Source organism: Mesorhizobium sp. M1227, from assembly GCF_040318315.1.
Lineage (GTDB): Bacteria > Pseudomonadota > Alphaproteobacteria > Rhizobiales > Rhizobiaceae > Mesorhizobium.
Genome location: NZ_JAMYLZ010000038.1, coordinates 1 through 22,949, shown reverse-complemented (window position 1 = coordinate 22,949; position 22,949 = coordinate 1). Strand labels below are relative to the sequence as shown.

Annotated in this window: 18 protein-coding genes and 4 pseudogenes; 11 read left to right on the top strand and 11 right to left on the bottom strand. The window is 59.6% G+C overall.

Annotation, left to right across the window (positions count from 1 at the left end):
* The 5 genes from NKH28_RS28755 to NKH28_RS28735 all read right to left on the bottom strand — a co-directional run bounded on the left by NKH28_RS28755 (nt 1) and on the right by NKH28_RS28735 (nt 7,426).
* Nucleotides 1-2,367 carry a SpoIIE family protein phosphatase gene (locus tag NKH28_RS28755; RefSeq protein WP_352542259.1) on the bottom strand — a complete coding sequence of 789 codons (2,367 nt, stop codon included), beginning with the start codon at nt 2,365-2,367 and terminating at the stop codon, nt 1-3.
* Nucleotides 2,364-3,542 (bottom strand): methyltransferase domain-containing protein, encoded by a 1,179-nt coding sequence (locus NKH28_RS28750; RefSeq protein ID WP_352980964.1) that lies wholly within the window; start codon nt 3,540-3,542, stop codon nt 2,364-2,366. The genes NKH28_RS28755 and NKH28_RS28750 overlap by 4 nt, the downstream gene beginning before the upstream one ends.
* A complete protein-coding gene (locus NKH28_RS28745) occupies nt 3,539-4,060 on the bottom strand; it encodes a ubiquinone biosynthesis methyltransferase UbiE (protein ID WP_502906676.1) in 522 nt (173 codons plus the stop codon). Before NKH28_RS28745 ends, NKH28_RS28750 begins: the two co-directional genes overlap by 4 nt.
* 166 nt (nt 4,061-4,226) lie before the next feature.
* Nucleotides 4,227-5,873 carry a putative bifunctional diguanylate cyclase/phosphodiesterase gene (locus NKH28_RS28740; protein ID WP_352816285.1) on the bottom strand — a complete coding sequence of 549 codons (1,647 nt, stop codon included), beginning with the start codon at nt 5,871-5,873 and terminating at the stop codon, nt 4,227-4,229.
* Nucleotides 5,874-6,283: 410 nt separating this feature from the next.
* Nucleotides 6,284-7,426 carry a helix-turn-helix domain-containing protein gene (locus NKH28_RS28735; RefSeq protein WP_502904338.1) on the bottom strand — a complete coding sequence of 381 codons (1,143 nt, stop codon included), beginning with the start codon at nt 7,424-7,426 and terminating at the stop codon, nt 6,284-6,286.
* A gap of 33 nt (nt 7,427-7,459) precedes the next feature.
* Here NKH28_RS28735 and NKH28_RS28730 point away from each other — a divergent pair, with 33 nt between their 5' ends.
* The 6 genes and pseudogenes from NKH28_RS28730 to NKH28_RS28710 all read left to right on the top strand — a co-directional run bounded on the left by NKH28_RS28730 (nt 7,460) and on the right by NKH28_RS28710 (nt 11,332).
* Entirely contained in the window at nt 7,460-8,170 is a 711-nt protein-coding gene (locus tag NKH28_RS28730; protein ID WP_352980962.1) for a hypothetical protein, read from the top strand.
* A gap of 356 nt (nt 8,171-8,526) precedes the next feature.
* Nucleotides 8,527-9,011: pseudogene (locus NKH28_RS28725) on the top strand (recombinase family protein).
* Complete coding sequence (locus tag NKH28_RS34550; RefSeq protein WP_502906675.1) at nt 8,977-9,090, top strand: helix-turn-helix domain-containing protein; 114 nt, start codon at nt 8,977-8,979, stop codon at nt 9,088-9,090. Before NKH28_RS28725 ends, NKH28_RS34550 begins: the two are co-directional and overlap by 35 nt.
* 324 nt (nt 9,091-9,414) lie before the next feature.
* Nucleotides 9,415-9,717 carry a LytS/YhcK type 5TM receptor domain-containing protein gene (locus NKH28_RS28720; protein WP_352542265.1) on the top strand — a complete coding sequence of 101 codons (303 nt, stop codon included), beginning with the start codon at nt 9,415-9,417 and terminating at the stop codon, nt 9,715-9,717.
* Between the two features lie 166 nt (nt 9,718-9,883).
* On the top strand, nt 9,884-10,231 hold the full coding sequence (locus NKH28_RS28715) for a PIN domain-containing protein (protein WP_352980961.1): 348 nt from the start codon (nt 9,884-9,886) through the stop codon (nt 10,229-10,231).
* Nucleotides 10,232-10,426: 195 nt separating this feature from the next.
* Nucleotides 10,427-11,332 (top strand): CBASS cGAMP-activated phospholipase, encoded by a 906-nt coding sequence (locus NKH28_RS28710; RefSeq protein WP_352542333.1) that lies wholly within the window; start codon nt 10,427-10,429, stop codon nt 11,330-11,332.
* A gap of 241 nt (nt 11,333-11,573) precedes the next feature.
* Here NKH28_RS28710 and NKH28_RS28705 read toward each other — a convergent pair whose 3' ends face one another.
* From NKH28_RS28705 to NKH28_RS28685, 5 genes are all read right to left on the bottom strand, one after another.
* Nucleotides 11,574-14,093, bottom strand: a complete 2,520-nt coding sequence (locus NKH28_RS28705; RefSeq protein ID WP_352980960.1) for a caspase family protein — start codon at nt 14,091-14,093, stop codon at nt 11,574-11,576.
* Nucleotides 14,090-14,227 (bottom strand): hypothetical protein, encoded by a 138-nt coding sequence (locus NKH28_RS28700; RefSeq protein ID WP_352980959.1) that lies wholly within the window; start codon nt 14,225-14,227, stop codon nt 14,090-14,092. The genes NKH28_RS28705 and NKH28_RS28700 overlap by 4 nt, the downstream gene beginning before the upstream one ends.
* Before the next feature lie 488 nt (nt 14,228-14,715).
* A complete protein-coding gene (locus NKH28_RS28695; protein WP_352542268.1) occupies nt 14,716-15,129 on the bottom strand; it encodes a curlin in 414 nt (137 codons plus the stop codon).
* Nucleotides 15,130-15,302: 173 nt separating this feature from the next.
* Entirely contained in the window at nt 15,303-15,704 is a 402-nt protein-coding gene (gene csgH, locus NKH28_RS28690; protein WP_352542269.1) for a curli-like amyloid fiber formation chaperone CsgH, read from the bottom strand.
* A gap of 63 nt (nt 15,705-15,767) precedes the next feature.
* Complete coding sequence (locus NKH28_RS28685) at nt 15,768-16,205, bottom strand: curlin (protein ID WP_352542270.1); 438 nt, start codon at nt 16,203-16,205, stop codon at nt 15,768-15,770.
* 176 nt (nt 16,206-16,381) lie between these two features.
* Between NKH28_RS28685 and NKH28_RS28680 the strand changes: the two genes are divergently transcribed.
* Together NKH28_RS28680 and NKH28_RS28675 are read left to right on the top strand one after the other, a co-directional pair.
* The gene (locus NKH28_RS28680) at nt 16,382-16,579 is read left to right on the top strand and encodes a helix-turn-helix domain-containing protein (RefSeq protein ID WP_352980958.1); all 198 of its coding nucleotides are present in this window, start codon (nt 16,382-16,384) and stop codon (nt 16,577-16,579) included.
* A gap of 165 nt (nt 16,580-16,744) precedes the next feature.
* Nucleotides 16,745-17,122 (top strand): annotated as a pseudogene (locus NKH28_RS28675) (Tn3 family transposase); the annotation flags it as partial.
* A gap of 336 nt (nt 17,123-17,458) precedes the next feature.
* On the opposite strand, the pseudogene NKH28_RS28670 reads toward NKH28_RS28675, so the two are convergent.
* Nucleotides 17,459-19,452, bottom strand: a pseudogene (locus NKH28_RS28670) (AI-2E family transporter).
* Between the two features lie 212 nt (nt 19,453-19,664).
* Here NKH28_RS28670 and NKH28_RS28665 point away from each other — a divergent pair.
* The 3 genes and pseudogenes from NKH28_RS28665 to NKH28_RS28655 all read left to right on the top strand — a co-directional run bounded on the left by NKH28_RS28665 (nt 19,665) and on the right by NKH28_RS28655 (nt 22,281).
* A complete protein-coding gene (locus NKH28_RS28665) occupies nt 19,665-20,735 on the top strand; it encodes a sensor histidine kinase (RefSeq protein WP_352542273.1) in 1,071 nt (356 codons plus the stop codon).
* A 535-nt stretch (nt 20,736-21,270) separates the two neighbouring features.
* A pseudogene (locus NKH28_RS28660) lies at nt 21,271-21,446 on the top strand (integrase core domain-containing protein); the annotation flags it as partial.
* A 634-nt stretch (nt 21,447-22,080) separates the two neighbouring features.
* On the top strand, nt 22,081-22,281 hold the full coding sequence (locus tag NKH28_RS28655; RefSeq protein WP_023719429.1) for a CsbD family protein: 201 nt from the start codon (nt 22,081-22,083) through the stop codon (nt 22,279-22,281).
* The last annotated feature ends 668 nt before the right edge of the window (nt 22,282-22,949 follow it).

Genomic DNA, 22,949 nt, shown 5'->3' with positions numbered 1-22,949 from the left:
CTATGTGTGCCTTATGATCACGAGGGTGATGTCGTCGTGGATCTTCTGGATCCCGATATGGGCCATGAGATCCTCGATGATCCCGGTTTTGATTTCCTCGGCGCTCCCGCCTTGACGTCTTCGTGCGCTCTGGCAGAGGCGCTCGAACCCGAACAGCCTTCTGTCTTGGTCTTCCGCCTCGGTCACACCGTCAGTGTGCAGCACGATCACGTCGCCACTGCCGAACAGGATGTCGCGCGTGGCAATGAACTTCGAGATGTCATTCTCCAGGCCAACCGGCAGACCCAGATCCATCGTATCGATGCGTTCGACGTCCCCGTCCGCACGCACGACGAGAACGTCCTCATGCTGGCCGGATAGCGTTACCCGCTCATCCTCGAAGTCAAGGAAGGCCAGCGAGAGATGCTTTCCGGTGTTCGTCCGCTCGATGTTCTTGTAGATCGCTCTGTTCAGCCGATCCAGAAACTGGTGCGGATCCGCCTCGCTGGTCTCCTGCAGCGCGCGTGCAACAGATTGGACCATCAGCATCAGCACGCCGCTCTCGAGACCATGACCGGTCACGTCGCCGATGCCGATCTTGACCCGTGACCCGTTCTGCAGGACGTCATAATAGTCACCGCCGACCTCGTCGGCCGGCCGCATATAGGCCGCGATCTCCAGCCCCGGAATCGCTTCGAGTTCGAATTGTTTCGGCAGGACCATCATCTGTATCTGCCTGGCGACCGCGAGTTCGGCGCCAAGGCGGACGTTCTCGTCCTGCAGCTTTTCGTTGAGTGCGGAAATCTCCTGATTGGCGTCCCCGAGTTCCCTGGTTCGTTCGTCGACGAGTTGCTCGAGGTTTTCCGTGTGAAAGCTGATCTGCTCGGCCATCCGGTTGAAAGCGATTCCTGCCGCTCCAACCTCGTCGCGCGTCGGAATGTTCACGCGGACTGAATAATCTTTGGACTGGAGCCGCTGGGCGGCGCTGGCAAGTGCCCTGAGGCCCGCGGTGATCCGTTTCGAAATTCCGAGCACGGCCGCAAAAACAATCAGAAGCGAAACGGCGATCGCCGCGATCTGAAACAGCAGGATACGATTGGTTGCGCGAGAAATACTCTCCTGCGCGGCGAACAGGGATGCATAGATCTCCCGTTCGGGAACGACGATCCCGACCGACATCGTTTCGGACTTGATCGGTCCCGAACTCCACAAGTTGGTCGGCTTCAATCTCTTGAGGACAACAATATAGGGAACGTGTTCGCCCTTATTGTCGAGCATGATATGCTGAATGACACCGTCATTGTTCTTGTCTAGAGGTAGTGACGCGATAGCCGGCTGCGTACTTCCCCGCAGAGACCTTTCCAAGCCGGTGACGCCCTGCGTGCCCGCATCGCTCGATGAAGTCAGGCCGATGATCGCCTGGCCCGACGGATTGATCGCCACCACGTTGCCAGTCGACATCGTGAGGAAGCCGAATCCGGTTTCAGCGATCTTCACCCTTTCGACGACTTTCGCGAGCTGATCGAGAGTGATATCTGCTCCCGTCGTACCGGCGATACCGGTGCGATCGCGCGTCCAAAGCGGGTGGAAAAAGCTGACGATCAACTTTCCCGTGATTGCATCGGTGTAAGGCGCCGTCTGGGTAATATCGTCAGGGACCGGACGTGAGGCGGGATCCCTGGCCCATTGCTGCCATGAACCATAGATTCCCGGAAAGAAGAACTCCCAGAATTCCGCCTTGTTGTGACCTGGATAGAGTCGGTCGAAGGTCTGTGCCTGATCCGTATACGGTACCGTCCGGAAGATCGGCCGTTCCTTTGGACCAATATAGTACATCTGCAGTTTGGACGACCCGCTGGCCATGAGAGTCGGCGCGACGAGATCGATCAGAGTACTGTCTTCTATTTCCTGCCGAACGCTGGGCAGCGGACTGTGGTCGGCGCCCAGCAGGTAGCCCCAGACGCTTACCACGGAAGGCGCGCCCGGCAGATTCTGCGCCCAATCGCCCTGCGCGTTGTAGACAACCTTCACGGAGCCGGGCGCCTCATGCGAAAGCGTGGCGCCGACCTGTTGCTGCCTCCTCGGATCGTCGATCTGGGCCTGCAGCACGCCAGCGAGCGCCTTGACGTCCCCGTGAACCCGATCGAGCAGCAGGTCAACGCTCAACGCTGTCGACTCGGCATAGGAACGAATGTATTCCTGGTTTGCGTTCGTCAGGCCCTCACCGACTTCCGAGGTGGCGTCGCGCGACAGCTTTTGAACGTTCCAAAGCGCCAGACCACCGCTCAGCAGGAGGTCGAACAGTACGGCGCCGCCAACGACCAATACGAATTTCGCTCGAAAGGAGCGCAGGCCGAAGCGCGGTGTAGGCTCGTTATCGGCTTTCATTGTGGCCGTCGCCCCGATGCGACCCAGATCGGCCAACCCGCATAACCCTTGGGGTGTAGTGCAGCGAAAATGTGATCCTGGAAGCCCTGCCGGAACCGTGCGACGAACTCCGGTCCGTCACCGCGTCTGCTCGCCATCTCCCCGGCATAGACATCCGCCCAGGCCGCAATGACGTCGGCGAAGTCCTGCGGATCGCCGTCCAGGTTAGTGACCATGAAGGTCTCCACAAGGATGTCTTCGAATCCGGCTTCCACCAGGTATCGCCGACTCTTGGGCCCAAACTCGACGTCCATCTCGAAATGCCCGAACAGCTTCGCCACCTCGTCGTAGGTCCAGCGAATGCTTTCGGCGCGCGGCTCGCCGAGGCAATGCGAATTCTTCTCGTTGGTGATATAGACCCGACCGCCTGGCTTGCATATGCGGTAGAGCTCCTTGAGGATGAGTTCAGGTCGATTGAAGATTTGAAGCGAATGTCGGCAAGTGACCAAGTCGAACTGCGCTTCGTCGAGCAGCATCTCCGACGCATCGCCATAGGTGTACTCGATGCCCCGGATATCGAACTCCCGCATCACTTGTCGAGCATAGTTCAGGCTTGACATGGAGTGGTCGAGGGCGACGATCCGCGATGGCTCGAACTCCTTCTGCGCGAGCACGGCGAAATCACCGATCCCGCAACAGATGTCGGCCATGACGATGCCGGGCCGCATGCCGTGTCGCGGCAAGATTGCGCGCTCGTGGCGCCAAGTCATCTTTGTCTGAGTGCGCAGGATCGGTACGAACCCTCCTTCCTCAAGGAAGCCCTGCCCCGGATAGAATTCGGTGTCATACTCCTTGACCGTTATGTTCGGTTCTATTCCGCTCAGGCGACCGAATTTTCGCGAGGTCCATCCGACGACGCTTGATGTGATGACCACGAATTTGAGATCGGGTCGAGCGCGACAAGCGTCGATGATGATCCTCGATAAGGTGTGAAACGCAGCGTTGTTCATCTGCGTCAGGCGCCTGACATTGACGTAGAGAACGCCGCGCACACGGCCAATCGCATCGCGAAGCAATGCTATCGCGGGCCCAAGCTCATCGATCGCCTGAGGCCGGACCACTCCCGATATGGAGAACTCCTGGTTGTTCGCGTCGTATTGCGCCTTGAAGCGCGGGAGAAGGTCGTAAGGGTTCAATTTTGAAAGCCCTCGAGCGGAAGATCCACGACAAGCTTGATTGCATCGCCGTCGGCCTCCTCGGTCCAGAGTGTCGCGTTGTAGTCGACAGCCAGTTCCAGGAGTACGACCTCGCGGCTAGGCGCGAGATCCCCAGACAAGGAATTGAGGTATCGTTCTCTGGCCTCTATTCCAGCAACTTGCGATACGGCTTCTTCGTAGAATTGGCGCTCCTCCGGCACACAAGGAATTGTCAACTCGATCCTATCCGTCGCGCCATGGCGAGACACCCTGCATGCCAGTTCGCCTTCGGCATGGCGCGTACGAAAGGCGACTTCCAGCAATTCGTTGAAGGCAGAGGAAAAGAGATTTGCATGATGGACCGAGTCTGACCTGTTTTGACTGATCATCCGGGCCATGTATGTCGAGACATAATCGCAATGTTTCCAAGCGGAGACAAAAGCTTTGATCTCCAAGTCGATCTGGATCATCGGCTCAAAAGTCGGCTCGCCAGTCAGATCATGATGAACGGGTCCCATCGGCATCTCACTTGTTCCATCAGTATTGAGGCCTCGCGGGCCTCCGCGAAGAAAAATTTCACCGCGCCCTTGATGAGTCAGTCTCGCACCCACTCGAAGCTATGCACGGTATCTGCCTCGATCGTTCTACAAAACTCGACTTCACCGTTAACAAAGGTGCAAGGCGCTAGAGCGCTCGATTTGCCTCCCTCGCTCGTACCACCCTCAGCGGGGACCGCTTGATGAAATCGCTGATGGCCTCGGCTCCAAGCGGCTTTCCCAGGAAGTTGCCTTGCAGGCAATCGCAATTCTCCTTGATCAGCCACCGTGCCTGTGCCGACGTCTCCACCCCCTCGGCAGTGACATTTATTCCCAGGCCGTGCGCCAGATTCATGATCGATCGCACGATCGTTTGGCTTTTGAGATCGGTCTCCAAGTCCGCAATAAAGTACTGATCGATCTTCAAAGTATCGAAGGGGAAATTCTTAAGGTAGCTTAATGATGAATAGTATGTCCCAAAATCGTCGAGCGAAATTCGTATTCCCAAGACGTTCAGAGTATTTAAGGTGTCGATATTATCGATCGTCTTCTCAAGAAGAACCTGCTCGGTTATCTCGAGTTCAAGTCGGTCAGCCCGGATTCCAACTGAGTCGATGATTTGAGCAACCGTATCCGTTAGCGAACCGCTAAGGAACTGAGCCGGCGACACGTTCACTGCGACCGTCAGCGAGGAAGGCCACGTCAATGCCTGGCGACAGGCTTCCTCGAGCACCCATCGTCCAATCTCGTCCATCAGACCGTCCGCCTCGGCGATCGGTATGAACACGCTGGGTGGAATGATTCCGACCTCGGGGTGCCGCCACCGCAGTAACGCTTCGAATCCGATCACCGACGCGGGAGGTCGAATGAGCGGCTGATACTCAAGATAAAGCTCGCCGCGCTCCAGCGCGGTTCGAAGGCTGCGCCTCAGATTCTCGCGTTGCTCGAGCAAGAGCAGCATCGAACGGTTGAACGTTCGAGCGCAACCGCGTCCATCCGTCTTGGCTGCGTAAAGAGCAATGTCGGCGGCTTTCATCAACTGCTCGCCGTCGGTCCCGTGCTCCGGCCCGAAAGCAATTCCGATACTCGAGCCGACGAAGACGGGAATGCCGTTGATGACAAACGGTTCCTTGAACGCATCGACAAGCGATCCAGCGAGGCGCTCGGCTTCCGCGGGCTGATCCTTTCCCAATTGGATGACAGCGAACTCATCGCCGGCATACCGATACGCAGATTCGCCGTCCTGCAGCGCGTCGCGGATTCGACCTGCCGCGAGTTGAAGAAGCGTATCGCCTGCTCCATGACCGAGCGTGTCGTTGACCGCTTTAAAATCGTCGAGGTCGATTTGCAGCAGGGCGGCTTTCGGCTTTGGTCCGCCGATGGCCGCCAGTGCTTGCTGCAGCCGTTCACCGAATCGCCGCCGATTCTGCAGTCCGGTCAGCACGTCGTGCGTTGCCTGATGGAGCAGAACTACATGCTCCTGCTCTTCCGCCGCGCTCCGCCCGCCGCGTTCCCTTGATTCGATGATTCCCACACCATTTGCAGTGGGGAAGACGAAAACGGACCGGGGCGCTTCGCCTGATGATGACGGCAAGTCGATGCTTGCCGGAGAGCCGCCCTGGAACACACGAAGGAAATCGTCGCGATACCTCGCATTGAGAAAGCTCGGGTAGATCTCCCATACGGCGGCGCCCAGCGCCACCGCGCCTCCGTACACGCCCTTGAGCCTGGTTGCGTAGTGCGTCAGGCGGAAGTCGCGGTCATAGATTGACAAAAGTTCGGTCGTGTTCGCCAAAAGGTCAGCGAGTATCCCATCGCCGGCACGTGGAGCATCGCTCGAGGAAGGCCCCTCACTCTCCGTGCCGACGCCTGATGCCTGTGGGCGCAAGAGCCACCTCCATAGGCGGTGCAAATTCGCGCCCCCAATCTAGGAATAGCATAACTGTCAACCTTAGCAAACTTTCCACTCGCAGTCTTAACAAGTGCCGCATGCAGCGCAGTTGCAATGTATGCTCCGTCGTGACTGGCGACAAATTATCGGTAACGTCGAACAGTCACAGTTCGTTAATAAATCGCGAATTGGCGGGAATCAGCTATGTGATTGATGGCGCGGTGGACGCGACACGAAGATATTGTGCGGCGTGGTCTTCCCCGCCCCGGCAAGCCTGTTTTGGGCCCGCCCCATCAGCATCGCCGATCCTGTACTCAGCTTCCGAGCGCTTTGAGCCAACCTTCAAAGGAAGAGGCTTTCTCCTGTCCGGCAAGCGAAACAGAGTTGGCGGGGCGCGGCAACACCACAGTGCTGCGGCCTTCGCGGGGGCTGTAACCGAATTCCTTGCTGAATGCCCGGCTGAAATTAGCCGCTGAACTAAACCCGAAGGCTTCAGCAATTTCAACAATGCGCCGGCTGTCCGCCGGATCGCTTAGCGCAACATGGGCTGCCAGAAGGCGGCGACTTTGTATGTAATGGAGAACACCACCGCTTGGTTCGAACAACTGATAGAGACGAGAGCGCGAGACGCCGAGCGCCCGGCACATCGAATCCGGTGTCAAATGAGCCGCATCCAGATTGTGGTGGACGTATCGACGCGCTCGCTCCATTAGCGCGACACCCGTCAATTGTTCGACGGCCGCAGCCTGTTCCGCCGGAGGCCCGAGGCAGGCAATAATCATGCTGCGTGTTGCGTGCACGATGCGGGGCAGATCGTCAGCCGTGAGGCTGCGCAGTCTTGCTTCTATGCCATTGACGTAGTCGAGCAAGAGGTTGGCAAAGTTGCCGGACAGAATTGAATTGTTCTTGGCGTCCAGGGTTGCCGCCGCATCGGCGAACAAATCGCGCGGCAAATAGAGAAAGAGACTTTCGGAGTCCGTTGTCCTCCCGCGAAACGGGTAGCCAAGCGATCTGATCTCCAATTTGCCCGGCTGGTTCTCCGCTACGCGGCGATCGACCTCCGTCCACGACCGGCCAGTACGTGGAAAGGCGATATACCAGTGATCGATCGAGCTGGACCGAAGCTTCGCGGCAGAACGCATATAACTATGTGCCGGTGCGCGCTGTTGAACGATCAGCATGCCACCGAGATTCCAAGCCGTGTGGTCCGCGGGAAAGCCATCGTTCAGCGATTTGTCATCCGGCAACCTGACCTCTATCAGCGGCGCCATATGCGCCTGCCAAGCGGCTAATTGATCCTTTGGCGCTAGTTCGAGCGTTGAAAAGGACAGAGGTTCAGACACCGACGCGAGCGACGAAGCGTCCTCATTGTGGGACTGACCTTCGCGTGGCCAACGACGCCGATCGAGGTCCCGCGGCTGCCTCGCAGGGGCCTCGTCTCTCCTCTTAGTGTCCATCGCGTGGTGCCATATCCGAATCGGCTATGCCCCATGCCCCTCTCAATCATGGGATGTACTTCAGGATCTGGCAAGGCTGGTGAACTCGAGTCGACTGAAACGGCAATCAAGCTGGTTTACGGAAGAAATGCATTCCGAGATAAGTTTCTGGATGGGAAGCTAACGACACTCTTCAACTTGGTACGTATAGAATCGGTCGTCGTGAAATTAGTTGAGGAGTCCACCGAAATGACCGCAAAGCTCGACAGCGAAGCTCGTCGCAGGACAATTCTTGATCAATACAGTAAATTTGGTTGCATGCGAACTCCGAAAGAGGCGGCGGAATTCCGGCAAGGATTTCATGTCCCAGAACAAAGCTGGACGTCTAGAGCTCGCGAGTGTGCGCTGATTTTAGGATTATTGAAAGTACCAGTCAGCGAGTCACCTCATTTCAACAAACGCCCCAGCGGTTCATCAGCAAAAAGAGGCCCGCCGCAACCACGGGCAGCGGGCCCTGAAAGGTTCGCACAGATGCTGCGTCCGCGTTTCGCTCGCACCTGCCTCAGCCATATTGATCTGGCTATTTGTGAAAGCGTGTTTGATCAGGTTTGCGCAGATGATCTCATCGACCCTTTAAGCCGGGACGCCGAGGCCTTAGCGGTGGCAATTGTCGCAGTCTTCCGAAACATTACTACCAACGAGCGCGAACTGCTGGAGGACGTTAGGTCTTTTCGTCCCTCAAAGGGCTCAGAGACGGCCCACTAGCTTGGCGGCGTTGGGAGGCGAATTGTTAGCCCTACTTTGGCATAGCCGGATTCGCATCTGTATTGGCCATTGACGCCCGCCAAAGTGTAGCCACAGCGCTTGTGAAGGGGATGGAAATGGGTTTAGCCCAAGACTTGTCTGATGTTGCCCTCACATTCGATTGTCCGGATTGCTCGCATCCGGCGGTAAGGAAGGGCTCTGCGCTAAGAACGATCGCGCACTTCAGATGCAACGGGTGCAACGCCAAGGTGCGGATCACTTATCCGCAGAAGGTAGCGATCTTTGAAAAGCACAAATTAGCCGCCCAAGGGGCAGTGCGATAAACCCCCAACGCTGCGGGCGTGATACCTCTTGGCATGTCCTTGGGCGGTGGCCCGGCATGTTCCCGGAAGCGCTTCCACAGCCGCTCCCGCATCTCGCCCGGCCAGAGCATGCGGCTTGAGCAAGCCGGCGCCATCAAGGTCTTCTCCGACGTCAATTCCGGCAGGAGCATGGACCGGCCGGGCTTGGCCGAGCTACTAGATTATGCCCGCGCTGGCGACACCCTGGCCGTCGTGCGGCTCGACCGGCTCGGACGCTCGCTGGCGGAGCTGCTGGAAACGGTGAAGATGCTGCGGGGGCGACAGATCGACCTTCTCAGCCTTGAGGAGAAGATCGATACGTCCTCGGCGCCGGCGAGTTGATCTTCCACGTGTTCGGCGCCATCGCTCATTTCGAACGACGGCTGATCTCGGAATGCACGAAAGACGGGGTGGCTGCTGCACGGGCGAAAGGGAAACGACCTGGGCGACAACCGCTCGACCTGAATCAAGCTGATCAAGGCCGAGGTATCGCCGGCTGAAGCTGCGCGGCAATTGGGTCTCGGCCGATCGACCGTTTATCGGGAAATGAGACGACTGGGCATCAGTCGGCCAGCGTAGCGAGCATTTCCAACGCTCGCAAACTCTCGCGCTGGGGAACTTCAAGGGCAAATAGTGACCGAAGTCGACCTTCGCCGTCTCGGTCTTTATGGCTTCATAACTGCTCATTCTGGCCATTCGCATTGCCGGCCGCAACATCGAGCGGGCGCGACAGCAGTGGGTCCCTATGGCGCATGGACCATAGCTGCCGGTGGCGAAACCATCTTCCTTCCCTACCTGTCGGGTGGAGTTCCGTCAACGGGAGTGCGAGATCCTTAATAAATCGTTGACGCAATGGCACCTACGGTGCTGCCAGACCTTGCTCAGATGTCACGGACTACCGGGATGATGTCAGTCATCAACATGATCGAAAGCGCAGCGGTAGTCATTCTCGCCGTGCTTTTCCTCGCCTTTCTGGGTGACCGTCTCGAGCGTTCCTTCTGGGCAAAGAGCATCGTCTTCGGGATCGTGTTCGGCGCGACCGGACTGATCAGCATGGCATCGCCGGTCGAATTCGCCCCCGGGTATTTTGCTGATGGGCGCAACGTCGTGATGGCGTTCTCTGGTGATTGCAAGGGCTGGGCGCGTCGACAATTTGCCTCAGGCGGCGTTTGTCCTATCGTCGGATACCATACTCTCGTTGATTGACTCAGTTCGCGATGGAACAGAACGCAAAACTGCACGGCGAAGGCCCGCGAGTGCATTGCTTGCACAGCTAAAGCCGCTCGATGCAAGCGTTGTGAAGATGCGTCTTGAGCCTCGGTCTCAAGAGGAGACTGTTGGCGGACGCGGACGTGTATTTTAGTCGTCGTTCATGTCGCGCTATTTGATGAGCTCCCAGTGCATCTTTGACGTGATCAAGAGGCGTAACCTCACCGCTGAACTTTGGTTAGAATCCGCAGACTCGCGCGTCATCTATGCAGACGATATCTGCATCAGTGCAGTGACGCCCATGACCATCAGATGGCAACTTGAACAAGCGCTCACGGCGGCACGGGCAAAGCCCGAAGCCGCCGTGCATCCCGTGCCGGTGATCAGAGACTTCATCGACCAGGCAAGCAGGCTGTTCGAAGATTTCGCGCGCGATGACCGGATCATTGCGATGGACCATCGGATCGCCGCACGCTGGGGGGATTTGCTTGACATGAGGATCACATATTGACACCCCGACGGTCGGCCATTCGATGTGCCTAGCGCGACAAAGGTTGAGATCGCAACAGCGTTGGTTGGGAGGGGAGATTTCCCATTTGTCTACGTGGACTACCATCAGGATGGGCACGCAGAAATCCCGGGGCTCACGGTAGAAAATCCTGAAGACTTTGTTCGCAAGTGAAATGGCGCAGTCCGCTCCCAATAGATTTCAGATCTTGGCACTGAGCGGTGGGGGCTACGAGGGCTCTTCGGCGCCGAGTTTCTCGCCGCATGCGAGTCAAAGTTCAACGTTCGGTGCAATAACCGCTTCGACATCATTTCTGGAACCTCTATCGGCGCGCTTCTTGCTGCCGGCCTTTCAGCATCCGTTCCAGCGACGACATTGGCGGCAATAATGAAAGACTACGGACCGTCGGTCTTCGCTCGTGGTATCGCCACTGGGGTCAAACGGCTTGTGGTCGCGGCACTCTATAGTCCGGTTCCAATCCTTGAGGCTATTCGTAAGACGCTCGGCAAGCCCGTTGCCGAAACGCTACTCAGCGACTACGAACCTCCGCTCATCATCACGGCCATCAACTACTCCACAGGCGAAACGAGTATCTTCCGTTCCAAAGGCATTGCGGGGAAAGCGGCCAGCGCAGTGAGCATCGAAGATGCCATACTCGCAAGCGCGGCGGCGCCGACTTTTTTTCCGACGAAGAAGATTGGCCCTAGCGAGTACATTGACGGTGGTCTCGTAGCGAACGCACCAGATATCATCGCACTTCTCGACGCTTTGAACTTCTGTCACGCGCGGATGGAGGAGGTCTACCAGCTTTCGATCGGCACCGCGTCACGTCGGCAAGGTTCCGCAGTGCATGATAAATCTCGAGCTCCCGGATCTTTTTCATGGATAGCGCGCCGTGGTCTTATCCAAACAATAATGGCAGCCCAAGAACATTTGGTGCTGTCTCAGATGAGCAGCCTCCTTCGAAATCGATTTCTACGCATTGACGAAGAACCTGCGCAAAACCAGGTCGAAGCCATTAAATCACTGGATCTTGCATCTCCGGCAGCAACAGAAACGCTTCAGCTATTGGCGTCACATCGATCGATCGCAGTAACGGCATAGGAACTGAAGCCGAATATTCGCTCCGTAACTTATGCCAGTCGCGCCAACTTCGGCCTGAATCGCTTTTCCAGGGCGAAGGCTGTCATCAGAAGGCTTTCATCAAGAGAATACAGAAATGCACCAGGTGCCCGGCGACCCGGCGCTCATCGGGTGAGCGTGACGCGAACAGAACCTTGTCCGTATTTCCTGTCCATCTAGAGCCCCACCGATCCACTGCGGCGCCCCGATTGCTTCCGCGCTCCTATTTGCTGCAGGCCGGCTCGCCCGGATGCCCGCAGGACGGCTTCTTGCCTGGCGGCTGCTTCGGCAGTCGTCGCTCTTGCATCTGGGGCTTGGGCTGGACATGGAATTCCGGCTTCGGCTGGGCATGAAACTCCGGCTTCTGCGGCAGGCCTCGCTCTTGCATTTGGGGCTTTGGCGGCGCGTGAAACTCAGACTTCTGCGGCTTGGAGAAAACCTGCAGGTTCGACTTTTCCTGCAGCTTGAGCTGGCGCTGCGGATCCTCGTTCGGCTTGTTGACTTTGAAGTTCCGCTGGACGTTGACTTCCGCGCCGGCGGAACCTCCACCGCCGTTCTGCGGCTTGCTAAACTTCCTGTTCCCGTCGCCCGGCGCCAGATCACTCGGTCCGACAACGGCCTGGCCTGCGGACAGGTCCTTGCGCGTCAGCTTTTTCGGCTTGCCGCCACCCTGGTCGGAAAAGTCAGGTGGATTGTTCTCCTTGAATTTTTCCTGCGCGCTCTGGCCCAGCCGGGCTGGCGCACCGTTGACGGTCGGCAGCTTGCGAAACTTCTTGTTCCCGTTGCCCGGCGCCAGATCACTCGGTCCGACAACGGCCTGGCCTGCAGACAGATCCGTGCGGGTCAGCTTCTTCGGCTTGCCGCCACCCTGGTCGGAGAGGACAGCTGGGTTGTTCTTCTTGAACTTTTCCTGCGCGCTCAGGCTCTGCCCGGCCGGTGCACCGTTGACGGTCGGCAGCTTGCGGAACTTGCCGTTCTTGCCCAGCCCATTGTCGGCTCCGTTCTGCTGACCATTCCCCTGTCCGGTAACGCCAGCGCCGGCATTTCCCGTAGACTGCTGGCTGCCACCCAAGATCCCTCGCTCGCTAAGCAGCTTCTTGGACCTGTTGTTGGGTAAATTCTGCCCGTTGAGCACCGGCGGTTTGCCGTTGACGAGCGGCAGCGCCCTGCCATTCGCTCCCGGCAAAGCATGATCCATTGAGAGCGTCTTCGATAGCGGCTTTGCGCCTCCAGGCTGCTTGCCTTGCGCAGCCCCCTGGCCGAGCTTGCCCAGGGCGGCAGGGTTCCGGTTGGAGAGTGCAGCCTTCTTCTGCAGCAGCGGCGGCAGCGCCACTTTTGCCGTTAGCGCGGCCGCTCCTAGACCCTCGGCAGCGCCTAGCTTTTGGGCGGTAGTAAGGCCGCCCGGCGCGTTACCATTGGCCTGCCCAGCCTCACCGTTGGTCTCGTTGTTGATCGTCCTGTTGTTGATGATGGTGGTGTTGTGGATGTTGTTGAAGACGATGTTATCGCGCGGTGGCACAATGTTGCGCGGCGGGTTGACCCATACCGGCACCGGCACGAAGACGGGCACCGGCAACACGAAAATATCGACTGCCGGCCGTGGTGGCGCCAACACAATGAAGTCCGGCGGAGGCGGCGGCAGGAAGATCACTGCGACAGGCGGCGGCGGCTCGAAATGGAAATCGGGATCGCCGAAATAGAGTACGGGCCGATCGACATAGATGATTTCCTCCTCCGGTGGCGGCACATCGTAGGCGTAGACGGTGAAATCCTCCGGCGGCTCCAGCGCTGCATCGAAATGCTCCAGCCGCCGGCGGGCATCCCAGGCGTGCGGACCGTGCGGATAGCGATTGAGGTACGACCAGTAGGCTTCCGGCGTATCCTGGAGCCAGGTTTCGCGCCAAGTGATCGCTTCGCGCCGCGCAGCGATGATGGCACGCACGCGCTTGGCCATTGGATCGTGTGGGAAAGCGCCGACGAAATCCTCGTAACCGCGGAGCGTGTCGTGGTCGAGGGCCGCAACATAGGCGTCGTGGGCGTCGAAGTCGCGGATCTCCCTGGTCCGGTTGGCCCGAGACTCAGCCTCCGAGACCTTGGGCGCGGGCGCATCCGGAGCGCGGTCGAAGAAGACGAAGGGCGCCGTGATCTTTGAGGCGTTCCACGGAACTTCCGCGCCCTGGGTCACCCCGTTGACGCGAAGGCGCGTGCGATCGAAAACATCGTCAAGCGGCAGACCGCCTTCGCGCATCATCTCGGCCAGCGCCTGGGCGTAGGCGCCGTACGGTCCCTTGCCCTCTGGCGCGACGGTTCCCGGAGCGGCATTGAATGCGATAAGCATGTTCGGATCGGGATCGACCAGCGCGAGGCCGCCGGCCAGCGGCTGTTTCATCTGCGGGAATGCATTCGGCCGCGCCGCATCTAGCACGACGATGTTGACCTTGGTCGGCAGTCCGGCCAGCGACTTCGAGACATCTGAGAGCCGCATTCCCTGAAGCGGGACGTCGGTTGGATTGGCGATCTGGGCATCGATTGGCAAGAAATAGTTCTCGCCTTCAAACTGCACGCCACGGCCGGCGAGATAGACGAAGACGACCGCATCGGAACCGGCGGCGGAAACCTTGCCGAGGAAATCGCGCAGCGCGCCACGCAGCGATTCCTGGTCGACATCGCGGGCGCCGACCACATCGAACCCCGCCGCCTGTAAGGTCTGTGCGATCAGGCCGGCATCATTGGCCGGCGTCACGTGCCCGAAGGATAGGCGGCATTGCCGATGACGAAAGCGAGGCGTTTTTCACCCTGGGCGTGAGCCCCCGTCGCCGAAGCGGCCACGAAAACGACGAGGAGGAAGAGGCAGAGGAATTTCTGGAGCGTCAGCATGACAATCCGCCATCCGTACAAACAATAACGCTGCAGAGACAGAAATCTTCCGCAGACGTTGCAAAACAGAATCTCGCGCCGCTTTGCGGCACAATTTCGTCTAAAAAAAGCGGTTCAGATCGGCGGTATCCAGCAATTGAAAGCGAGACTTCTATCTCGCCGTGCATGAAACAGTCAAAATGGAACTATGAAGGTTCATGGGATTCGGCTCAAGCGTCATAAGACCGCGCGAGCGCGCCACGTGGCGTTGTCAGTCGGCGCTCCGGGACTGGATACCTAAAGCGCGATGAATGCCCGCCCTCGCGTTCTAGACCTCACATGGTCGTTCACGGAAAAGAGCGGGAAGCAGCTGGCAGGCCTTCGGATCGCACCTACTCCGCGCGCGCCCATTGGTGCGACCGCCAGCACATTGGAAACTGCCGCCAGGCAAGCGAGCCGCTGGGCGACGCGCAACGATTCTCTGGGCCCGAGTCTCGATCGGTCGGCCGCTACCAGCCATAGCTGAAAGTAGCGCCACCACTGCCATTGCCGTTCTGCGCGACATTGGCGTCGGTGTTTCGGCCAAACTGGAAGATACCGTAGGCGTTCTCATTGCCGTTCTGCTGCAGCGTGGCGGAATGGCCATTGCCCTCCTGCTGGATGATGCCCAGATTGCCGCGACCGTTTTGTCCGATGCCAGCTGCGTTTCGCTGTCCGGACTGACGAATGCTGGCACCATGCAGGCCGCGATACAACGAATAGAAGCGCAGTCCAGTCGCCAGAGCGCGGGCGTCGCGGGCGTTGCCGGGGGCAAATGTCGCCGAAACCCAGCCGCCCGCGTAAGCCGGTGCGGACAACGCCGCCTGGCCGATGCTGCCGGCAACGAGAACGGCGGCAAGAGTTTTGAACATATTGCGGGTCATCTTTGGTCTCCATTTTCCGGCTGCCCAGCCTATGGCCAACCTTCTCATTTGGTGGCTGAACCCTCCCGGAATCCTTCGTTCAGCTGTCGTTCAGTCATTTTTTCTCCCGGCCTGACGCACATAGAAAAAGGGCGCCGATTGCCGACGCCCTTTTCGTAAATCTGGCGATGCGATCAGGTCGCGCCGCCGAGCCGCTCGGCACAGCTGATGCTCTTGCCATCGACCGTGAGCTCGAGCCTAGCATCATAGACGGCGCCCTTCGCGTCAAGGGTGACGGCGCCGAGCGTAGCTGGCTTGCCGGGCGCTGCGCTGAAGGCGCCGTCCTGCTCGATATTGGTGCCGCCGGTGCGAGCGGCACTTTCAACATGGAACGAGTAGGTGCCGCTCACGCTTTTGTCGGCATAGGCGAGCGCCTCCAACGAGACCATGTCGACTTCCGGCGTAGCGCGGATCTCGCAGCGCACCGGCCCGAGGGACTGATCGGCGGTGGCCATGGCCGCCAGCGCGCCGGCCGGGATCAGAACCAGGGCGAGCGCGGCCATGACGCGGCGGGGATGCTTCACGATGTGTGGCATATTCGTCTCCTTGGCGTTCGTGGGCCGCGGCCGCGGACTACGGGCCGCCCGGCATTGCCGTGTTTATGGGCAGGCCTGGACGAAAGCGGCGACATTGCCACTGCCACCCTGGCTGACATCGGCGTCGCAGCCGTGGCCCACCTGCACGCCGGCAGCAATGTTGCCGTTGCCGTCCTGGGTTAAGATGGTGGTGTGGTTCGAGCCGAACTGGGCGATGCCGGCCACGTTGCGGTTGCCATTTTGATAGGTGGCGCCGTGGTTGCCGATCCCCTGCTGGCCAATGGCCGAAAGGTTGTGGCGGCCGCGCTGCTGGCCGATCACCTTGTTGAAGCGGCCGTTCTGGTAAACCCGGATACGGTTCTTGAAGCCGTTCTGGGCGCCGCCAGCCGAATTAGACCAGCCATACTGCTCGATGCTCACGTCGTTGGCCATGGCTGGGGCAGCGACGACAATGCCGACAAGAGCGGCGAGCGCGGTTGCGATGAAAGAATTGCGGATCATGAGGGCGTCTCCTTTGGCGGACGGGACCGCGAGTTGAACGGCTTCGTTTTAGGAGATGCCGTTCGAACCGATGCTGAAGGCGGCGTTCAGCCGTGGTTCAGGAGGAGAAGCGGGAGGCCGCCTACGTCCCTGCCCCTCATAATTGGGCTGATCGCCACTTCAGGCTGAAGAGGGCGGTGGCCGAAAAGCAACGCCACCTCTTCGATCGAAAAGCCAATTTTGAGCATAACGTTCGACATCCGCAGCTTCGTTACGCCATTGCGGCGGCGGACCACGGCAGCTTCTGCCGCGCCGCGCGGGCGCTCGACAATTGGCGCTACTTGCTCGTTCCGATGCACGCTACTGCAACATTTCCTTCGCCGCCGGCATTGTAGGAGCGCTGCACTTTGCTCGTAATTCGTATCTCGTAATTCGTATAAAGACCCGAGATTCGCGGGTCTCTATGCTGGACTCCTCGGCCAGTCTGCGGCTGGCGTACTCCTTCCGGTTTAATTGCTTGATTGCTAATGTCCCGCTAGCCTTCAAATCCAAGTGTGTGACCGGTGCGACGTCCGCGCTGCCAAGCCGGCCTCAAGGGCGAAGGTGCGCATTAACTGAAGTGCGCCGTCTTCTTCCACGAGCGCGGCGAAATCCCGCGACCGATCATTCGAAAGCCAAGCGTTCCGCGCCTCCGGCCTCAACCTCGTCGTTAGCGCGATCGTGCATTGGGATCCGGTCTATATCGAACGGGCCGTCACTCACTTGGGCAAAATGCATCGCGAGGTTCCGGATCACCTGCTGAAGCGCGTCTCGCCGCTGAGCTGGGAACACATCAATGTGACCGGCATCTACACATCTACAGTTGGTATGCAGATCATCAGATGCCAGAAGGCTTCCGGCCGCTCAGATTTCCGGCTCGGTTCCGCCACGCCGCATGAAGTTCATGCTCCGTTCGACCTTATCGTGTCGCTGGGAACAATTCTTGTTCCGACCCTAGAAAAGCCTGCCGCTCGTATTTGTGCGTGCTGATCGGACGGCGACATAGTGCGCCGTTGCGCACAGAGGGCCGTGCCCGTCCATCGGCGGGCTGGGCCTGCTATCGTACTGTCCTTGACGAGTTCGAACTGGATGGCCAGATGCTTGCCGTCATTGGCTGTGCGGTCGGTTCTTCGTTCGCCGTACTGGTGTTGAGCAGCTGTCTGCCTGACCGCTGGCCATCGCTGGGATCAATAACCCGCGCGCCAGGAGTGCCCCGCGGTGTCGTCGCCGCGGCCTCAGCTTGCAACCGCAAGCGGCGCTTTCTTCGTGACGGACGGCTGCCGGCGCAAGCGACGCTTGGCTGCGAGCTTGAGCGCTACCGGCGGCTCGCTTGACAGCGCGCCGCGCACTGCATCGACGATGCTATGGGCAACGAAATCGGCATTGATGTCGCCGGCCAGTGCTGCCGCCGCTGTCGTCGTTGCCGGCCTCCGACCAGAACGCGATGCCAACCCTGAGCGCCGGCCTGGCGCGCTTCAGCCGGCGCACCAGGAAGCGGGCGTGCTTGACGGAATCGGGGTTGAGGAAGCCGACAACGACGGTATCGACAGCGGCAAGATCGAGCCGGCGAATGCTCGCCGGGTCCATATCGGCGAAGCCCGCCGTCGACACCGTCGCGCCTTGAACTTCGAGCACCTGCGCCAGCATGGCAGCGGCGGCATCATCAAGCTCGCCGCGCCCGCCGCAACACAGCACTGACATGCCGACGCCGTTAGGCAGTTCGATCTCGTCCTCGGCTTCCTTGCCCTCCCCGGCTGTTTCCTTTCCCACATCCGTCTTGCCATACTCGGCGAAAGCCGGCTCATCCTCTTCGACCGCTTCTTCGTGTGCGCTGTCGTCGAGATTTGCCACCAGCGTCAGCGCGCTGGCTGCCATCTGCCGTCTCTGCTGGTCGTCCATGACGCCGCGGACACGATCCTGCTCGCCGAGCAACAAAGCGGGAATGACGATCTTGTCGTAGAACTCGACCAGATATTTCTCAAGCATCTCTTCGGCGTGGTCGGTGGCTTCGTCCGGATCGCCGGCCAGGAGCCGCTGGTAAAGCCGGGCATGCGGTTCGAGCACTGGCTGGTTGCCGAACAGCACGTCGAGGAATTCGAACTGCGGCACGTGCCTGCCGAGCACAACCAGACAGACGGAGGGGCGTCGACAGGACCAGGCCGAGCGGGCCCCACAGCCAAGTCCAGAAGATCGCCGCAACGATGATGGCCAATGGCGAGAGTCCCGTGCGCGCGCCATAAAGCCAGGGTTCGATGACATTTCCGGTGAGCAACTCCATCACCATGAAGAGGGCGGCGGTCCACAGCACTAGCGACCAACCGGGCGCCACCGCCAGCGCCAGGAACAGTGGTACGAGCGCCCCGATGACCGGGCCGATATATGGAACGAAGCGCAGCGCCAGCGCCGGCAGGCCCCACAGCAGCGCATTGGGGATGCCCAGAATCCAGAGCCCGATAGCGATCGGTATGGCATAGACGATATTGAGGACCAGCTGCATCAGCAGATACTGGCCGACGCGCTTGCCGGCATCCTGCAGCGCCTGGGTGGTGCGGTGCAGATCACCATAGCCGACTAGGCGGATGAAACGATCGCGCAGATCCTCGCGCTCCAGCAGCATGAAGATGACGACAACGACGATCAGAACCGCCGAGGCCAGCGGGCTGATCAACGGACCCATGAGGTTCTGCAGGATCTCGAGTGGCCGTTCTCTCGCGACGATCTCGACCGGCACGGGCTCGGGCCTCGGCGCGTCGGCGGCGGGCGGTGACGGTTCCTGCAGATCGATCTCCTGCCCGACGCGCTGGATCACCTGACTCAATCTGGCAATGATCCCTCCTCCTGCCCCGGTTTCCTTGAGCGAGCGGATCTTGGTCAGGATATTTGTCTGGTAGGCCGGGATGTTCTGCGCCAGTTCGCTGACCTGCGACGCGGCAATGAAGGAGAACAGAGCGAGTGCCGCGAATGCACCGAGCACACTGACGATGACGGCAGGAAGGCGGGGAATGCCGACGCGCTTCAGAGCCGACACCACGGGCGCGAGCGCGAAGGTCAAAAGCAGCGCAATAGCGATCGGCAGGAACACTTCGCGCCCGAAATACAGCGCCGCAACCGCCGTCACGATGGTAGCGACGGTGGGCAATGAAGTGCGCGGACGGGCATTGGGGGCGAACGGAATGCCCACCAGCCCGGGCTCTGATGGGTAAATTCCGTTTAGACGATTTGCCGCCACTGAATACCTCGCCCTGCCAGCCGCCATGATATCGGGCATATTTAGCTGGCGTGCAACATCAGTGGGTCTACGCGCGCTTGCCGGATTCAGCGAACAGTCCGGCTCGCACGTTGTCGTGCTGCGCCGGTTAGATTCAATCCGCGACACGAGCCGTCAAGTGTGTAACAAGGGCCGAAGAGGAGGCGAAGGCGCCTCCAGATCGGCCTTGAGCCTTGTTCCACCCAATTGCGAATATCGAGGACGCGCAGACGCTGTCGCAGGCCATCGTCAACACGATCGCCGAACCGTTCCTCGTCCTCGACGAAAAGTTTCATGTGCTGGCGGCCAGCCGCTCTTTCTATCAGACCTTCAAGGTCGACCCCGAGGAGACACACGGCGCCCTTCTCTATGCGCTAGGCGACGGCCAGTGGGACATTCCGGCACTGCGCCTGCTCCTAGAGACGATCATCCCTGAGAAGACCGCCATGGACGGCTTCGAGGTCGAGTATGATTTCCCCAACATCGGCAAACGCACGATGCTGCTCAACGCGCGAAAGGTACTTTACGACCACAATTCGGCCGTCACCATCCTTCTCGCCTTCAACGACATAACGGCGCGGCGTGTCATCGAGCGGGAGAAGGAAGAGCTTCTCGGCCGCACCGAAGACCTGTTGCGGCAAAAGGATGTGCTACTACGTGAGATGGAGCATCGGGTTGCCAACAGCCTGCAGATTATCGCCAGCATCCTGTTGCTGAAGGCCCGTTCGGTCACCTCCGAGGAAACCCGCCAGCATCTGAAAGATGCCCACCAGCGGGTCATGTCGGTGGCTGAAGTGCAGCGCCATCTCCACACCTCAGCAGGCATCGACGAAATCGACGTCGGCTCCTATCTGCCGAAGCTGTGCAGCAGTCTGGCCTCGTCGATGATCGGGGATGCACAGCCGATCGCCGTCAAAGTCACCGCGGAAGCCGGCAGGATCGACTCGCAGAAGGCGGTCAGCTTCGGGCTGATCGTCACCGAACTTATCCTCAACGCGATCAAATATGCGTTCCCCCGGGAGAAGACCGCAGCCCTGATCCAGGTGTCTTACGAGACCAATGGCAGCGACTGGAAACTGACGGTCTCCGACAATGGCACCGGCAAGCCAGCCGGCCGCGCACCAAATAGCGGCTTGGGAACAGCCATCGTGGAGGCACTGGTGAAGCAGCTCGAGGCCCGGGTGGATGTTATCAGCGACGCCAACGGCACGAGCGTATCGGTGTCCAGGGCAACGTTCACGTCGCGCATACCGCGGGCGGCGTAGCCCTTCCCACAACTCTCAGACCCAAAAAACAGCAAACCCGAACATCGTATTCTGCGTCAACGGCGTGGGCGACGTGCCTCTGGGGCTGGGACCAGGCCGATTGCGAAGTCTGGTTCGGCGAGCCACGCGGAGGTACGGCGAGCAAATACTATTCTCGAGACTACCTGCTTTGCTTGCTCGCCCCCGCCAATGGCAGCGAGTTCACCTCGAACGCCATCCTCTCCTGGGCGGATCAGAACCGCGTCGAATGCCATTACAACGCGGTGTATGTCCATGCCGATAATACGCACGGCTCCCTCCATCGTTGGTCACGAACAGGGAGCGAGCGGGCAACACGACAAATACGGATCCGCGCTCGCAGCGCATCCGGGCGAGTCGTAGGGGCGGCCAGATAATGTGCTCGAACTCGCAGTTCATCTGCATACGACGGCCTGCCCGCACTAGCGTGCTCCCGGTGCCCCGTGGCCCGGATGCGCCAAGCTTACCGAACCTGACGTACCGAACAAACGATGGCACCAAGAACATCATGCCGGATAATGGCTTCATCGAGAGCTTCAACGGCCGACCGCGCGATGAACTGCTCAACGAGACGCTGTTTACTTCGCTGGCTCAGGCACGCGTCGCCATCGCCCTGTGGCGCGCCGACTACACAACACCGCGCGGCCGCATTCCCAAATCGCCTGGCAGACACCGGCCGAGTTCGCCACTACCTTCAATCTGCGACGGTCGCTCGCGCGTGCGCGAACTCGATCCCTTGCCGCCGGGGGCGCGCGAGCCGCTGTCCGAATGGATCGACGATTGTGCCAATGCGCTGGTCGAGGCGATCATCGCCATCACCTCCGTCATCGACATCGAGGCGATCGTCCTCGACAGCATCCTGCCGCGGCCGATTCATCTCGAGCTGCTGGCAAAGGTGCAGACCCAGTTCAACAGGATCAGCGCCATCGGCATCGTGGCGCCGGAAATCGTCTCGGGACAATTCGGCCCCGAGGCTTCGCCGATCGGCGCGGCGATGCTGCCGTTCTCGGCACTGTTGGCGCCCGACAGCGGCGTGCTGATGATCGGCAAGGACAGAACAATGCTGCTGGGCAGCCTGTCGAGGCTTGCCAGCCAAGGCCAACTAGCAAGAAGCTCAGCGCCTTCAACGGCATAAGATAGTGCCGCGAAAGAGCATCAAGCTCCGGGCATCATCAACATCAGCTCACAGTCAGGCACGGGCACGGCGGGCTTTTTGCGCCGGCACCGGAACTTTTAGCGGCTGCTAATCTTCATTCGTCACCGACATTGCAATGCCGATCGGTCCGCGCTCCGCTTCAGTGCGGGCCCAGGAAGCAAGGAGGAACATATGAACTGGGATCAAATCAAGGGAAAATGGACGCAGTTCAAAGGCAAGGCGAAAGAGCAGTGGGGTGACCTCACCGACGATGATCTTGATCGGATCGAGGGCAACCGGGACCAGCTCTTGGGGCGTATCCAGGAGCGATATGGCATCGCCAAGGAAGAGGCAGAGCGCCAGGTTGATAACTGGTCCAGAAGCATCAGCTGAGCCTTTGGATGCAATGCCGTTTGCTGCCCACCACCGGGGTGAAACTCTGCGTCGCCCGTGCCGACTGGTGCGGTGGGCTCTTTCGACAGCGAGGCCCGCGAGGATGCTTTAGCCATATCTGATGTTCTACTTGCGTGGCGGGCTTCGCCTCGGCGTGCCCAGCCCGTAGGCGAAGGAGCGTAATCATGAACAACATTATCTGGCTGGTCGGCGCGATCGTGATCGTAATCGCCATTTTGAGCTTTTTGGGTCTGCGATAGCATCAGAGCCCTCTCTTCAAGCCGGCGACCGTCCCCGCTCGGCATGGCCTCAGCACGCCCAAGCTGGTCAGACTTAGGTCCCAAGCGAGACGCTCTGGGATTGGACCGAAGCCCCGGCTGAGGAACGTAGCCGGCTGGCTCACGTTGTGGTGAGCTTTTGGCGCGACGAAGATGCGTCCGGGCGGAAGAGTTCAAGCCAGGGAGGAGAGGCCCGACGCTCCTAACAGGCGTCGGGGCTGGGCGTAAATGCAAACAATCAGCAGACTGTTCAATTCCCATGCCCAGGCAGCACGTGCTGTGGCCAGGCTTCAGGCTGCCGGGATTCGTCGCCGGCAAATCAGCGTGGTCGGATCTTACAACGACAATGATGAACCGATCAGCGTTGCTGGATATTACGACGATGAGATG

Coding starts and splice junctions, on each gene's coding strand:
- NKH28_RS28755 (WP_352542259.1), bottom strand. CDS start 2,367: ATGAAAGCCGATAACGAGCCTACACCGCGCTTCGGCCTGCGCTCCTTT.
- NKH28_RS28745 (WP_502906676.1), bottom strand. CDS start 4,060: ATGGGACCCGTTCATCATGATCTGACTGGCGAGCCGACTTTTGAGCCG.
- NKH28_RS28735 (WP_502904338.1), bottom strand. CDS start 7,426: ATGGACACTAAGAGGAGAGACGAGGCCCCTGCGAGGCAGCCGCGGGAC.
- NKH28_RS28730 (WP_352980962.1), top strand. CDS start 7,460: ATGCCCCTCTCAATCATGGGATGTACTTCAGGATCTGGCAAGGCTGGT.
- NKH28_RS28720 (WP_352542265.1), top strand. CDS start 9,415: ATGATGTCAGTCATCAACATGATCGAAAGCGCAGCGGTAGTCATTCTC.
- NKH28_RS28715 (WP_352980961.1), top strand. CDS start 9,884: ATGTCGCGCTATTTGATGAGCTCCCAGTGCATCTTTGACGTGATCAAG.
- NKH28_RS28700 (WP_352980959.1), bottom strand. CDS start 14,227: ATGCTGACGCTCCAGAAATTCCTCTGCCTCTTCCTCCTCGTCGTTTTC.
- NKH28_RS28695 (WP_352542268.1), bottom strand. CDS start 15,129: ATGACCCGCAATATGTTCAAAACTCTTGCCGCCGTTCTCGTTGCCGGC.
- csgH (WP_352542269.1), bottom strand. CDS start 15,704: ATGCCACACATCGTGAAGCATCCCCGCCGCGTCATGGCCGCGCTCGCC.
- NKH28_RS28685 (WP_352542270.1), bottom strand. CDS start 16,205: ATGATCCGCAATTCTTTCATCGCAACCGCGCTCGCCGCTCTTGTCGGC.
- NKH28_RS28655 (WP_023719429.1), top strand. CDS start 22,081: ATGAACTGGGATCAAATCAAGGGAAAATGGACGCAGTTCAAAGGCAAG.